Origin of the sequence: Catellatospora coxensis, assembly GCF_016862635.1 — a bacterium.
In the GTDB taxonomy this organism is placed as follows: domain Bacteria; phylum Actinomycetota; class Actinomycetes; order Mycobacteriales; family Micromonosporaceae; genus Catellatospora; species Catellatospora coxensis.
Window position 1 is genome coordinate 54,964 of the sequence record NZ_BONI01000035.1, and the last position, 14,149, is coordinate 69,112.

11 protein-coding genes are annotated in these 14,149 nt (G+C 71.9%); 7 read left to right on the forward strand and 4 right to left on the reverse strand.

The genetic code is table 11. From position 1 onward, the window contains the following. Positions 1–2 precede the first annotated feature (2 nt). Positions 3–1,244 (forward strand): hypothetical protein, encoded by a 1,242-nt coding sequence (locus Cco03nite_RS20990; protein WP_203693863.1) that lies wholly within the window; start codon positions 3–5, stop codon positions 1,242–1,244. Between the two features lie 70 nt (positions 1,245–1,314). Here Cco03nite_RS20990 and Cco03nite_RS20995 read toward each other — a convergent pair whose 3' ends face one another. Both Cco03nite_RS20995 and Cco03nite_RS21000 read right to left on the reverse strand, forming a co-directional pair. Beyond that, positions 1,315–2,910 (reverse strand): PKD domain-containing protein, encoded by a 1,596-nt coding sequence (locus Cco03nite_RS20995; RefSeq protein ID WP_239167524.1) that lies wholly within the window; start codon positions 2,908–2,910, stop codon positions 1,315–1,317. Between the two features lie 391 nt (positions 2,911–3,301). Beyond that, complete coding sequence (locus tag Cco03nite_RS21000) at positions 3,302–5,302, reverse strand: glycosyl hydrolase family 28-related protein (protein WP_203693865.1); 2,001 nt, start codon at positions 5,300–5,302, stop codon at positions 3,302–3,304. A 409-nt stretch (positions 5,303–5,711) separates the two neighbouring features. Between Cco03nite_RS21000 and Cco03nite_RS21005 the strand changes: the two genes are divergently transcribed. Then, entirely contained in the window at positions 5,712–7,082 is a 1,371-nt protein-coding gene (locus Cco03nite_RS21005; RefSeq protein ID WP_203693866.1) for a DUF4407 domain-containing protein, read from the forward strand. A 72-nt stretch (positions 7,083–7,154) separates the two neighbouring features. Here Cco03nite_RS21005 and Cco03nite_RS21010 read toward each other — a convergent pair whose 3' ends face one another. Next, positions 7,155–7,943: an LOG family protein gene (locus Cco03nite_RS21010; protein ID WP_203693867.1), complete on the reverse strand. Its 789-nt coding sequence runs from the start codon at positions 7,941–7,943 to the stop codon at positions 7,155–7,157. 152 nt (positions 7,944–8,095) lie between these two features. Between Cco03nite_RS21010 and Cco03nite_RS21015 the strand changes: the two genes are divergently transcribed. Beyond that, positions 8,096–8,242, forward strand: coding sequence for a hypothetical protein (locus Cco03nite_RS21015; protein WP_203693868.1), 147 nt, complete (start codon positions 8,096–8,098; stop codon positions 8,240–8,242). Between the two features lie 6 nt (positions 8,243–8,248). Here Cco03nite_RS21015 and dapE read toward each other — a convergent pair whose 3' ends face one another. Next, complete coding sequence (gene dapE, locus Cco03nite_RS21020; protein ID WP_203693869.1) at positions 8,249–9,334, reverse strand: succinyl-diaminopimelate desuccinylase; 1,086 nt, start codon at positions 9,332–9,334, stop codon at positions 8,249–8,251. Between the two features lie 19 nt (positions 9,335–9,353). Here dapE and Cco03nite_RS21025 point away from each other — a divergent pair, with 19 nt between their 5' ends. The 4 genes from Cco03nite_RS21025 to Cco03nite_RS21040 are packed head-to-tail and all read left to right on the forward strand — an operon-like array spanning position 9,354 to position 14,140. Then, positions 9,354–10,292 carry a DapH/DapD/GlmU-related protein gene (locus Cco03nite_RS21025; RefSeq protein ID WP_203693870.1) on the forward strand — a complete coding sequence of 313 codons (939 nt, stop codon included), beginning with the start codon at positions 9,354–9,356 and terminating at the stop codon, positions 10,290–10,292. 19 nt (positions 10,293–10,311) lie between these two features. Then, positions 10,312–11,322: a hypothetical protein gene (locus tag Cco03nite_RS21030; protein WP_203693871.1), complete on the forward strand. Its 1,011-nt coding sequence runs from the start codon at positions 10,312–10,314 to the stop codon at positions 11,320–11,322. Further along, on the forward strand, positions 11,319–12,857 hold the full coding sequence (locus tag Cco03nite_RS21035; RefSeq protein ID WP_203693872.1) for a hypothetical protein: 1,539 nt from the start codon (positions 11,319–11,321) through the stop codon (positions 12,855–12,857). Before Cco03nite_RS21030 ends, Cco03nite_RS21035 begins: the two co-directional genes overlap by 4 nt. Beyond that, on the forward strand, positions 12,854–14,140 hold the full coding sequence (locus tag Cco03nite_RS21040) for an AAA family ATPase (protein WP_239167525.1): 1,287 nt from the start codon (positions 12,854–12,856) through the stop codon (positions 14,138–14,140). The genes Cco03nite_RS21035 and Cco03nite_RS21040 overlap by 4 nt, the downstream gene beginning before the upstream one ends. Positions 14,141–14,149: the final 9 nt, after the last annotated feature.

Consider the following 14,149-nt stretch of genomic DNA (forward strand, 5'->3'; position numbering starts at 1 on the left):
ACATGACCGATGACGAGCTCGCCCGGCGCCTCCTGCTGCCGCTGGACGAGCACCCGGACACCCCTTCGCGGGTGGACATCACCGCCGCGGTGGCCACGGGCACGAAGCGGCGGCGCGCCCGGCGGGCCGCCGTCACCGCGGCCGCGGTGGCCGCCGGGCTGGCGGTGGCCACCGTCCCGGCCGTGATCAGCCGCTCGGCCCCGCCCGCGCCGACCGCGACGGGCCGCCCGAGCGCCACGGCCGCACCGAGCCCGACCGCGCCGGCGTACGAGCGCGCCACCGCGACCTTGCCCAGCTCGTGTGCCGGCAGGGTGCTGCCGGTGACGAAGGGCATCCAGAGCCACGTCTTCGCGGTCGATCCGACCGGCCGGTACGCCACCTACGTCACCTACCCGCGGGATGGCGGGACGCAGCTGTTCGTCTGGCACGAGGGCAAGGTGACGAAGATCGGCGGGCCGGGCAACAGCGACAGCCTCGACAGCGTCAACTCCCACGGCGTGGCCGTCGGCGACGTCCACCTGTACGACGCCGTACCGCACGGCATCGTCGTGTCCGGCGGGAAGCTGTCACTGCTGCCCGGCGGCCAGGCCGACGCGCGTGCGATCAACGACCACGGCGTGATCGTGGGCAACCGGGCTGACAAGTCGGCAGCGCTGCGCTGGCCGTCCCGGAGCGAGGAGCCGGTCGAGCTGCCGGTGCCGGACGAATACGCCCTGGCGATGGCGAATGACATCGACGCCGATGGCACGGTGGTCGGCCATGTCGAGAACAGGACGTACAGCAGGCAGAATCCGGTATGGGAACAGGTCGCCTATGTCTGGCCCGGTAACGGACCCGGCCGGGCGCTGGCGGCGCCGACCCTGCCCGGTGTCGAGTTCTCGCACTACTCGGCACGCGCGGTCAGCAACGGGTGGGTCCTCGGCGCGGCGTTCACGGAACAGGGCACGAAGATGATCCCCGTGCGCTGGGACCTGAACACCGGCAAGGCCCAGGTCCTGCCTGAACTGGACATCGCGTCGGACGTCAACCCGTACGGCTGGATCGTCGGCATGTCGAAGGACCAGCACGCCGTCCTCACCGACGGCGTCACCACCGTGCGGCTGCCGGACGTGCTCCCGTTCCCCAAGAAGTACGGCATGAACTTCGCGACGTCGGTTAGCGACGACGGACGGACCATCGTCGGCAACGTCGACGATGCGAACCGGGCCGGGTTGCAGCAGGCTGTGCTCTGGCAGTGCTCCTGAGCACCGGAAACGGCCGAGCCGGCCACCCCGGAGGCGGGGTGGCCGGCTCGGCCGTTTCACAGTGTCGCGGTCACGCCGGCTGCAGGATCAGCGTCCACGTGGTGGTCGTGGTGCTGGCCGCGGCGCCGGTGGCGGTGAGGCCGCCGTAGGAGCCGGCCGGCAGCGACGCGCCGGTGTCGGCGAGCAGCCCGGTGACCCGGCCGCCGCCCGTCTGCGACGAGTTGCTGCGCACCTCCACCCCGGCCGGGGCCGTGAGCGAGGTGGACGCGGCGTCGCCGTGCACCCAGTACGACACGCCCCAGCTCTGCGCGGCCGTCACGGCCGCGAAGGGCGTGACGCGCGCCGCCGAGCTGGTGGCCTCGGTGGCGTTGGTGAACACGAGGGGCGACACGGTGTCGACGCCGCGGTAGGCGGCGAGCACGAAGTTGCCCTTCGACTGCTGTCCCAGCGTCACCTGCACGGAGGTGCCCGCCATGCCGGCGGTGGCCGTCTTGCGCCACACCGTGGTGGTGGCGTACCCGCCGTCGAGCCGGTCGAGCTGGGTCCACCCGCCGCCGGTCGGCGTGCCGGTGGTGCCGTGCGTGTTCTGGCTCAGGAACAGCAGCAGCTGGTCGCCCGCCTGGACGCCGGACGGCACCGTCACCGTGTGGGTGAGGGCGTTGGCGTTCGCGGTGGACTGGCCGACGAACGAGATCAGCTCCGCGACGGGCGCGACGGTGACCTGCCGCGTGTCCGTGTCGGTGCTGCCCGAGTCGTCGGTGACGGTCAGCGTGACGTTGTAGGTGCCCGCCGCCGCGTACGTGTGCGACGCGGTGCCCAGGCTGTCGGTGTCGGCGGAGGTGCCGTCACCGAAGTTCCAGGCGTAGTTCTGGATCGCGCCGCCGGTGTCGGTGGAGCCCGTGCCGTCGAACGAGCAGACCAGGCCCGTGCAGGACGGCTCCAGGTCAGCCGTGGGCGGGGTGTTGCCGGTGCCGCCCGACCCCTTCAGGATCTTGATGTAGTCGATGTCACCGATGAAGTAGTCGCAGGTGACCTCGACGCCGTCACAGGTGCCCTTGCCGCCGATCGACAGCTGCCACGTGTTCGCGATGTTGCCCGTCGCGCCGTTGGCCCGGCTGGTGCGCACACCGTCGACGTACATCTCGACGTAGGCGGAGGTGCGGTTGCAGGTGACGGTGTGCCACTGCCCGTCCGAGATCGACTCGGTCGCGTAGCCGGTCCGCGAGGCGCCGTTGCCGCCCCGGAACAGGCAGCGCGGGATGCCGCCCGGCGCCTCGAACTTCCAGTAGCCGCCGGCCGTCGCGCCCTGGCCCTTCTGCATGATGTTGCCGAAGGAGTAGGTGCTGCGGTAGCGGATGGTGAGCGAGAAGTCACCGGAGTCGGGGTTCAGGTCGCTGTGCGCCGGAACCCGGTTGATGTGGCCAGGCTTGTACGCCATCTCACCCGGCAGCACGACCGGGAAGCGATGGCCGGTGGCACCGGAGTAGACGACACCCGTGGTCAGGTCGTCGCCGATGGTGCCGTTGCGGCCGTTGCCGCTGCTGTCCACGAGCGTGGTCGCGCCGTTCGGCTCGTCCATGCTCCAGAAGGCGACCGTCCTGGTGGCGACCGCGTGCGCCGGAGAGGCGCCTACGACGACACCGGCGGCCACCAGCACGGTGGCCACACCCAGTCTCCCGACTGAGCGGAGCAACCGCGTCTTGCTGATCTGCATAGGATGATCCCCCTCATCGTGGCCGGGTTACACCCTCGCACGCAGGCACGGAACCGCTCCATAACCCAATGAGCCGATAAGCGGGGTCATCCGGACGCATCCGTATCCACTCGGAAGGGTGCGACCTCGCTGAACGCACGATCCGGGCTGGACGGCCGAAGGTCCCCGAATGAGCGTCGGAAAGCCGTCACGGCACGGTCCGCGAAAAGGGCCGCGGGCGGGATCCGAGCGCATTTCCGCTCGGATCCCGCCCGCGGCGGGTACCGGATTTCCGGCCGGGCGCCCGGTGTCCGTGCACTCGAACGCCCGCCCGTGCCTCATCCGGTGTGGCTGCTACCCGGCGTCACCAGGGGGACGGCGCCGGGGGCACGACGACCGGCGGGCGGTCGTCGCAGGTGATGGTGTTCGGCAGCTCCCAGGAGGCCATCCAGGGGCCGGTGGTGCCGCCGCCGTCGTTGCCGCCCAGGTCGGTCACCACGAACTCCGAACCGGCCGGGGTGAAGTGGAACGAGCCGCAGTTGTTGATGCCGACCGCGCCGACGTTGCGGGCGTCCACGTTCTCGAACGACGCGCCGCCCTCGACCCGGCCGCTGAGCACCGAGGTGCCGGTACCGTCGATGCGCAGGTCCTTGAACTTGACGCCGCGGATCTGGACCAGGTCCTTCACGCCCCACTCGCTGACCATCATGATCGCGTTGTAGGTGCTGTCGAGGTAGTGGTCGCCGGTCACCTGGATGTCGGCGTCGATGGTCTTGTCCAGCGCGTAGATCCAGATCGCGCCGAGGCCGATGTTCCAGTTCAGCTCGTACGTGCCGGCCCGGACCACGGTGTTGTCCGTGAACTTCAGGTAGCCGTCGAACGCCGTCGCGCCGAAGCGGGAACCGGCGTGCAGGCCGGAGCCCTCCCGGATCGGGTCGGCGACCAGGTTGTTCGACACCGTGTTGTTCGTGCCGCCGTAGATCGCGATGCCGTTGGCCAGCGTCGGGGTCTGCACGGTGTTGTGGTCGTACACATTGTTCGCGTCCGCCACGCCGTCGGACCACATGGCCAGGCCGTCGTCACCGGTGTTGCGGATGAAGTTGTGCTGCACCAGCGAGTTCGTGACGCCCTTGCGGAAGTTCAGCGCGTCGGCGATCTGGTCCACGATGATGTTGTTCTTGATCGTGATGCTGTCCATCGGACCGTCGAACCACATGCCGACCTTGGTGTGCCGGATGTACAGGCCCTCGATCGTCGAGTCGCTCAGCGCGCCGCCGATGCCGTTGACCTGGTCGGTGTCGATGCGCTCGCGCACGTCGCCCTGGATGGTGAAGCCGGACAGGTGCACGTTGCTGCTGCCGCCGTCCTCGGCGTACTTACCGTAGAAGCCGACGCCGGTGTGCACCGAGCCGTCCTCGGCCGGCTCGCCGAGTGCGACCTCCTTGCCCTTGATGACCGTGTACCAGCTGCCCGCGCCCTCGATCGTCACGTCGTCGACGACGATGTGCCGGTTGACCTGGTACACGCCCGGGGGCACGTACACCTTCAGGTTCCACTTCTTGGCGAACGCGATGGCCCGGTCGAACGCGTCGGCCGACTCGCGGCGGCCGGTCGGGTCTGCGCCGAACGCCAGCACGTTGGCCGCCACCAGGCGCACGTGCGGCTTGCCGACCAGCTCGGAGTCGAGCAGGTCGATGACGGTCCAGGCGGCGTTGCTGCCGGCCGGCACGGTCAGCCGCACCTTGTCGCCGGCCTGGTACGTCTTGCCCAGCAGCAGCCGCTGCTCGTCATAGAAGTGCATCGGGCGGAACGGCGTGCTGATGACCGGCTTCGGGTCGGTGAACGCCGGCACGCACGCGCACTCGGTGATCCACCAGTCCTCGTGCAGCAGGCCCGCGGTGGGGTCGTTGCTGAACGGGTACTGGTTGTACAGCCAGGCGAACTCGGAGGTCAGGGTCATGACCTGCTTGTTCTTGCCGTTGACGGTGACGTTCAGCGGGGCTTGGATGCCGCCGCCGTTCGGCGCGTCCGGGATGCTGTAGCGAACGGTGATCGCGTTCGCGGCGGCCGGCAGCGTGAACTCCACGTGCTGGCCGGGGGCCAGCTTGACCGCCTTGCGGCCGGAGGCCTCCGCGGGCAGCGTGTACGCCGCGCGGTCGGGCCCGATGACGGTGCCGTTGGTGGCCGCGTTCTCGGCTTCCTGCTCGAGGAAGTCGACGGCGGCGCCGCGGCCCGCGACGAGGGCCGGGTCGAGCGCGGCGCGCGTGACCACGGGCGCGGCGCCGGTGGTGGCGGCATTGGCCGTGCCGGCGCTGCCGACGAGGCTGAGACCGACGGCGGCGACGGTGGCGGAGGCGACCGCCATCGGGGCCCACCGCCGGGGCCGGCGGGACCCCGCCGCAGCTCCTGTGATGCTCCGTGACATCGAAGACTCGTTTCTGGAGGGAACGGAGGAACGATGGAACGCCTGAGACGCTCGAGGCGGAGCGGACGCCAGGAGGTGTAGGTGACTTTAGATTCCCCGTGTCACCCACCACAAGGTTCTGCGTAATCTTTTCGTAACGCTGGCACGGCAAATACAACTAGCCATTAGGTTGTTGCGCTCTCAACGCAAATCCTTGCGAAGACCGCAGTCGATACCTGGGCCGCGACGGCGCACGTAGGGGCCAACCCCGACAACCACCGGACAGACACCGGGCGTGTGTTCACCGGACGATGGACCCGGCATCACCGACAGCGGACCACCTCAGCGCAGGGAGCTCGGAGTGCACCCCATGGACGACAATCACCGGCCGGATCCCGAACCGGACCCGGCGACCTCGCCGGGGCGTACCCCCGAATCCGGCCCGGCGACCCCGCCCGAGCCCACCGGTGACCTCGCCGCCGAGCGCGCGGCGGAGGGCGCGCCGCGGCGGCTGCCCCGGCCCCAGCTCGGGCGGCGGCTGCGGGTGCTGGCCGGTGTCGACGAGCGGCTGCTCGACCGCGTGCCCCAGGAACGCGCCTGGTACACCTCGCTCGGCGGCGTCGTGCTCGGCACCGCGACCATCGCGGCCATCTCCATGTACTTCGCGATCACCCAGGCGATGGGCGCGTCGAGCTGGCTCGCCGTGTTCCCGGTGCTGGTCTGGTTCCTGTTCATCCTGAACGTGGACCGCTGGCTGGTCTCCAGCCGGCTCGGCGAGGGCTGGTTCCGCCGGGTGCCGGTGCTGATGATGCGCGTGCTGATGGCGTTCTTCTTCGGAGTGATCATCGCCGAGCCGCTGGTGCTGCGCATCTTCGAGACCGCCGTCATCCAGCACGTCGCCGACCAGCGCACCGAGGCGCTCGCGCAGCTCGCGGGACGGCTCAAGGCCTGTAACCCGGTGCCGGGCTCCACCGAGCCGGCCGCTCCCGCCGACTGCAAGGCCACCGAGACCTTCAACTTCGACCAGTCCCCGGTGGCGACGCTGCGCGAGCTGGCCACCCGCCGCGCGGACGCCGAAGCGCTGGCCAAGACGGTGGACTCGGACTCGGCCCAGCTGCGGGCCATCAACGACCTGGCCCGGCGCGAGTGCGTCGGCGACTCCGGGGACGGGCTGACCGGTCAGCGCGGCGTCGGCCCCAACTGCCGCCGGCTGCGCGCCGAGGCGGACGCGTTCAAACGCACCCGCCAGCTCGACGCCAACGGCGTGAAGCTGGTGAACCTGCGTACCCAGATCTCGGAACTGGAGTCGGCGGCCCGCACCTCGCACGCCGCGTTCGAGGCCGAGCGCGAGACGAAGGTCAAGGAGCGGGTCGCCGAGGAGCGCAGCCACCAGGGCCGGATCGGCCTGCTGGAACGCCTGGGCGCGCTGCACGACCTGGCCGACTCCAGCGGCGTGCTGGCCGTCGGCATCTGGGCGGTGCGCATCTTCTTCATCCTGGTCGACTGCATGCCGATCCTGGTCAAGTTCGTCGGCGGCTCCACGACGTACGACAAGCTGGTCAGCGCGCAGCTCGCGGTCGCCGAACGCGACCTCAACCACGACATCGAGGCCGAGTACGCCGAGCGCGAGGCCGTGCTCCGCAAACGCCGCGCCGAGATCGACCTCGAGATCCTGGAACACAAAGCCGAACTCAACACCCGCCTGCACCGCGCCGCCGACCGCCTCAGCGAACGCGTCTGACAACCAAACTCGTCCAACAAAGTAAGGGCGCCTTTCCACCGCGGAGCGATGGGAAGGCGCCCTTACTTTGTATCAGTCGGCGATGCCGCCGGAGGAGCGGATGGCCTGCTGCTCGGCGGCGAGGGTCTTGTCGGCGTGCACGATGTGCTCGACCGCCTCGTCGACGTCGTCGGTGCAGATGATGAGGTCCAGGTCCGCCGCGCTGATCTTGCCGTCGGCGAGCATCGTGTCGCGCATCCAGGACAGCAGGCCGCTCCAGTAGGCCGTGCCCATCATCACCACGGGGAAGCGGGTGACCTTCTCCGTCTGCACCAGGGTGAGCGCCTCGAACAGCTCGTCCATGGTGCCCATGCCGCCGGGCAGCACCACGAAGGCCTGCGCGTACTTCACGAACATGGTCTTGCGGACGAAGAAGTAGCGGAAGTCGATGCCGACGTCGACCCACTCGTTCATGCCCTGCTCGAACGGCAGCTCGATGCCCAGGCCCACGGACAGCCCGCCGGCCTCGGTGCACCCGCGGTTGGCCGCCTCCATCACCCCCGGCCCGCCACCGGTGATCACCGCGTATCCCGCGCGGGCCAGCGCCGCGCCCAGCCGCTGCGCCATCTCGCACTCGGGCGAGTCGGCGGCGCTGCGGGCGCTGCCGAACACGCTCACCGCAGGGGGGAGGTCACTCAACGTGTCGAAGCCCTCGACGAACTCGCTCAGAATGCGCAGCGTCCGCCACGAGTCGCGGACCTTCCAATCCGGACGCCCGGCGGAGTCCAGCAGGGCCTGGTCCGCAGTCGCCGCGGACACCGCGTCACGGCGCAGGGTCACCGGGCCGCGGTGCCGCTCGCGTCGATGGTTGCTTTGCGTCATGGCATCACCGTAGACCGGCTCGCTCGTTTACGTGACGACGCGGCACGCACATCCCCAGCAAATTCCCAGCGGATTACGCAACTTTTCGCCATGCTGTGGCGTCAAGGTTGTCATACAGCGTTGCTTGAATAAGGCCGACGACGAGGGAGGCGATGAATGTGATGACCCGCAGCGAGGTGCTCCGCCAGAAGCAGGCCATGCGCCAGCGCATCCGCGCCGCCGTGCACGCCCGCCGCATCGCCATGGTGGTCGACGCCAAGGAGTTCGAGCCGGTCGAAGAGCCCGCCGCGGCCCGCTGACCAGCCTTAACCTGCCAGCCAGCGGCGAAGCAGGTCCGCGCCCGCCTCGATTTTGTCGATCTCCACGTGTTCCTCGGGCTTGTGCGCCAGGTTGGGATCGCCCGGCCCGAAGTTGAGCGCCGGGATGCCCAGCGCCGCGAACCGCGCCACGTCCGTCCAGCCCAGCTTCGCCGCCGGCGTCGCCCCGGTGAGAGCCAGGAACTCCGCCGCGGGCGGCGCCGACAGGCCGGGCAGCGCCCCCGGCGCCGAATCCGTGATCTCCATCTCGTATCCGCCGAACACCTCGCGCAGGTGCGCCTCGGCCTGCTCCTCGGAACGGTCCGGGGCGAAGCGGAAGTTCACCTCGATCTCGCACGCGTCGGGGATCACGTTGCCGGCCACCCCGCCCTTGATCGACACCGCGTTCAGGCCCTCCCGGTACCGACAGCCGTCGATCTCGACCTCGCGGGCCCGGTAGTCCGACAGCCGCCGGAGCACCTCGCCCGCCTTGTGGATCGCGTTGTCGCCGAGCCACGAGCGAGCCGCGTGCGCCCGTACGCCCCCGGTGCGCACCCGTGCCCGCATGGTGCCCTGGCAGCCCGCCTCGACAACGCCGTACGTCGGCTCCAGCAGCACCGCGAAGTCGGCCTCCAGCAGCTCCGGCCGCCGGTCACCGACGATCTTCAAGCCGTTGCGGACCGCCTCGACCTCCTCGCACTCGTAGAAGAAGTACGTGACGTCGTAGCGCGGCTCCGGGCAGGTCACCGCCAGGTGCAGCGCGATGGCCGTGCCGCTTTTCATGTCCGAGGTGCCGCAGCCCCACATGATCTTGTCGTCCACGGTGGACGGGAAGTTGTCCGCGATCGGCACCGTGTCCAGGTGTCCGGCCAGGACCACCCGCTGCGCGCGACCCAGCTCGGTACGCGCGATCACGGTGTGGCCGATGCGTTCCACCCGCAGGTGGGCGCACGCTTCGAGAACCTCCTGCACCGCGTCGGCGATCTCCTGCTCGTTGCCCGAGACGGACTCGATGTCGACCAGCGCACGGGTCAACGCGACTGCGTCGTTCAGGATTTCAGGTGCGAGCACCTGCGGCGTCAGCGGGTTGGGCATACGGGTAGCCTAGGGCACCGTGAGCAGCACACGTTCCGACCGGCCCGCCTGGGGCTTCGGTCTCGCCACCGTCAGCGGCGACCAGACGCTGGAGGTGTGGTATCCCACCGGCCAGCTCGGCCTGGACATCTGCGGCATCTCCGCGCTCGACCTGAAGGGCGCCGAGCCCGCACTGCCCGGCCTGCGGGTCGCGCGGGTGCACACGGTCATCCCGACCCTGGCCGAGCCGCCGCGCGACACCGCCGACGCGTACCTGCGGCTGCACCTGCTCTCCAACCGCCTCATCCAGCCGCACCAGGCGAACCTCGACGGCATCTTCGGGCTGCTGCCGAACAACGCCTGGACCTCGGCCGGTGTGTGCCCGCCGGACCGGGTCGACGAGCTGCGCCTGATCGAGCGCGCCGCCGGCCGCCACCTCGCCGTGTACGGCGTGGACAAGTTCCCGCGGATGACCGACTACGTCGTGCCCGCGGGCGTGCGCATCGCCGACGCCGACCGGGTCCGCCTCGGCGCGCACCTGGCCTCCGGCACCACGGTCATGCAGAAGGGCTTCGTCAACTTCAACGCCGGCACGCTGGGCACCTCCATGGTCGAGGGCAGCATCTCCGCGGGCGTCGTCGTGGGTGAGGGCTCCGACATCGGCGCGGGCGCGTCCATCATGGGCACCCTGTCCGGCGGCGGCAAGGAGACCATCAGCGTCGGGCAGCGCAGCCTCGTCGGCGCGAACGCCGGCATCGGCATCTCGCTCGGCGACGACTGCGTGGTCGAGGCCGGCTGCTACGTCACCGCGGGCACCAAGGTCACGCTGGTCTCCACCGGTGAGGTGGTCAAGGCGCTTACCCTGTCCGGTGCGTCCAACGTGCTGTTCCTGCGCAACTCGGTGACCGGCGCGGTCGAGGCCCGTCCGCGCACCGGCACCGGCATCGTGCTCAACGCCGCACTGCACGCCAACGACTGACCTCACCGGGAGGCGCCTCTTGGACCCGCGACGGATAGCCGGGCTGCTCGACGCGCCCGGCTGCCGTCGCCGGCAGGTCCTGGACGCCGCGCAGGTGGACCTCGGCCTGCTGGCCGAGGCCATCGGCGCGCCCCCGGGTGGGCAGAGCCCGTACGCCCGGGAGCGGGACGGCACGTTCACCCACCTGGCCACGGCCCGGCTGCCCGAGCTGGTCGGGCGGCACCTCGGCATCGAGTGTGCGGCCGCCGCCGAGACGTCGGAGCTGCCGGTCGGCGCGGGCCTGTGGGTGTGGCGGGAGCCGAAGCTGCGCCTCGGCGGGCTGCCGGTCACCCCGGAGCAGATCGTGCTGGCCGGTGACGGCAAGCTGCTGCACCCCGTGGAGATCAGGTCGTACGCCTGCCTCGACGGTCACGCCGACCCCACCAAGGTCGCCGGCACCGCCCGCGAGCTGGCCGTCGTCGTGGCCGCGCTCCGCCAGGCCGCTCCCGTGCCGGAGCGCGTCAGCAGCCGCTGCCTGCTGGTGCTGCCGCGCAACTTCGGCCTGGCGCCCGTCGGCACCCTGCTCGACGTCGCCCCGCAGGTGCGCCGCCTGGGCTGGTCGCTGGCCCAGCTCGACGCCGTCGACCTGCCCGCCCGGCTGCGGCTGCCCCAGCCGAGCGGAGAAACGCTGGTCAGCGCCCTGACCGAGGTCGAGGCGCGGTTCGGCGACGGCTGCCCGAGCTGTCCGATGTACACGCACTGCCGCCGGGACGCCGAGGACACCGGCACGGTGGCCCGCGCGGGCGGCGCGGCGGCGAACCTGTGCGGCCCCGTCGGCACGGCCGCGCACGCGCTGGCCCTGGCGCACGGCGAGCGCACCCCGAACGGCGAGGCGGAGCAGGCGATCTCGGACGAGCTGGCCCGCGCGGCGGCGGCGTACGGATGGGCCGTCGGCGGCTCCGGCGTCGCCCCGGCCGGCGGGCCCGGCACAGACTCAGCCGGACGATCCGGCACGGCCGGCGGTCCCGCCGGGAAGCCGGGCGCCCGGTGAGCCTCGACGTCTACCAGCGGCTGCTGGCGCTGTCCCAGGCGCGGGCCGTGCCCGCCGCGTCCCGGGCACACCGGCACCTGTCCCCGCGGCCCTGGCTGCTGACCGGATACCACCTGGCCGGTGAGCCGTCCGCGCCGGTCGCGATCCGCTACGGCTCCTTCCGCGACTCCCCCAAGCTGCTCACCGTCGCCGAGCCCCGCGACCGCGCGCTGCGCTTCGCCGCACTCGGCGGCCTGGCCCGCGACCTGGCCACCTACCTGAGCCGCTACACGGTCACCGAGCCCGTGGTGCGGGCCACCGGCAACGGCCGCGAGCTGGACGTGGACCAGTGCTGCGTGGACGCCCCGCAGATCGTGGTGCCCAACGAGGCCACCGCGCACTGGGTCGGCCTGCTCGGGCAGTACCTGCGCACCCTCGACGACCCGGTGCTCGCCGCGGCCGGGGCGCACCTGGGCTGGATCGCCTCGCGCCGCCACCTGCCCGGGTCGAGCGTGCTGCTGACCGCGACCGACCTGCTCACCACGCACTGGCGCACCGGCCAGCTGCCGACCGAGGACGGGCACCTGGGCCGCCTGCTGGCCTGGATCGAGCCGCCCGCCGGGTCCGACGCCTGGCAGGCCGCCCGCGACGCCGAGGCGATGCCGCCCGCCGGGCCGGCCAGCGACCCGTCCTGGGACCAGGTCGTGCTGCGCCCCGCGCTGGAGCGGGCCAAGGAGCAGGGCGACGTGCGCCGGCTCAAGCTGGCCGCCGCCGAGGTGCTCGGCGGGGCGTGGCGCGACACCTGGGCGGCGGTCGACCTGGTGCGGATGCTGCCGCCGGGCGAGCACGTGGCCAAACGCTGGGAGTCGGACCGCTGGTCGTGGACCCGGCACCGGGAACGGGTGCTCGCGGGCACGGTGTCGTTCAGCGCGCGGCTGTCCGACGTGCCGGCGTACCGCTTCCTGCACGAGCTGGAGACCCGCACGGCCGCCCTGGAGCGGCAGATGGCGCTGGACGATCCGCTGGTCATGGCCCGCTACCTGGCCACCGGCGAGGCCGTCGCCGGGGTCGTCATCAAACGCGACCCGGAGCACACCGTCGTCAACTCGGGCGGCCGGTCGGTGCTGCGGCCGCTGCTGTGGGTGCGCACCCCGGCCGCGTTCGACCGGCCCGCGGGCACCGAGCTGTGGTGGGGCAAGGTCGGCATGGTGGTGCGCGCCGCCACCGACGACACCGTCGAACTGATGGTGACCAGCGGCGCGGTGACCCGGCCCAAGCTGGGCCTGCTCCCCGACGCCGACGCCGAGATCGTGCTCGCCCCGTTCGGGCCGCTGCAGTACTTCCCCGACAACCTGCCCGACGAGCTGCCCTGGCCGACCCGCTCGTCGCGCCCGGCACCCGCCCCCGAACAGGACGACGACCTGGACACCGACCTCGACAGCGCCGCCCCGGCGGCCACCGCGCCGGGGCGTGTCCCCGAGCCGCGTGCCGTGCCGGCCGAGGACGTCGCCGCGCCCGCCACGGCCGCCCCGGACGAGCCGCGAGGCCTCTGGTGAGCAGCGCCGGAGCGCGGCACGAGGCCGCGATCGAGGAGGTCTGGGATCGGGTACGCGGCACCGACCGGGCCGTGGTCGTCGACTCCCCGCCCGGCGCGGGCAAGTCCACGCTGGTCCGGGAACTCGCGAAACGCCTGGTGGCGGTCGGCGAGCACGTGCCGATCGTGGTGCAGACCAACGACCAGGCCGACGACCTGGTGATCGCGCTGGCCGGGGCCGGGCTGTCCACGGGGCGGCTGCACGGCCAGGACTGGACGCCGCCGGCCGGCTGGCCGAGGACCCGGGTGCGCACCGGCACCAAGCTAGGCGAGCTGGGCGGCTGCGACGTCGTCGTCGGCACCGCCGCGAAGTGGGCGTTCGTCAAGTCCGACGAGCGCACCTGGCCGCTGGGCGTCATCGACGAGGCGTACCAGATGTCGGCGGCCGCCCTGGTCCGCGTCGGGCACCTGTTCGACCGGCTGCTGCTGGTCGGCGACCCGGGACAGCTCGCCCCGTTCACGGTCGCCGACGAGCACTCGGTGCGCTCGCTGGCCACCTGGCCGCTGGACACCGCCGCGGGCACCCTGCTGCGCCACCACCCCGGCACGCCCGTCATCCCGCTGCCGGTGAGCTGGCGGCTCGCCCCGCACACCGCACCGGTGATCTCCGACGCGTTCTACACCCGCGCGTTCACCGCCGGAGCCGCGCCGACCGACCGGCGGCTGGAACTGGCGAGCCTGACCCACCCGGCGCTGGCGCACGCCGCCGAGCACGGCTGGGCGCTGCTGGAACTGCCCGCCGCGCACGTGCCGCGGACCGACCCGGCGCTCGTCGCGACCATCGCGGACCTGGTGCACCAGCTCGTCACCGCCGAGGTGTCCACCGTGGACCCGTCGGGGCCGCGGCCGCTGAGCCGGGCCGACGTCGCCGTCGGGGTGGTGCACCGGGACCAGAAGGCGCACGTCGAAGCCGCGCTGCAGCGCCGGGGCGTCAGCGGGGTCACCGTCGACACCGCCAACCGGCTGCAGGGCAGGCAGTACGAGGTGGTGCTGGCCTGGCATCCGCTGAGCGGGCGGCGCGACGCCAGCGCGTTCCACCTGGAGGCGGGACGGCTGTGCGTGCTCGCGTCCCGGCACCGGCAGGCGTGTGTCGTGGTCAGCCGGGCGGGGGTCGAGGAGCAGCTGCACGCGTACCCGGCCGCGGAGCCGGTCTGGCTCGGCACGGACCCGCCGCAGGTCGACGGCTGGGAGGCCAACCGGGCCTTTCTGGAACGGCTGCACCCGCACCGCATCGCCGCCCGCTGACCCCGGCAC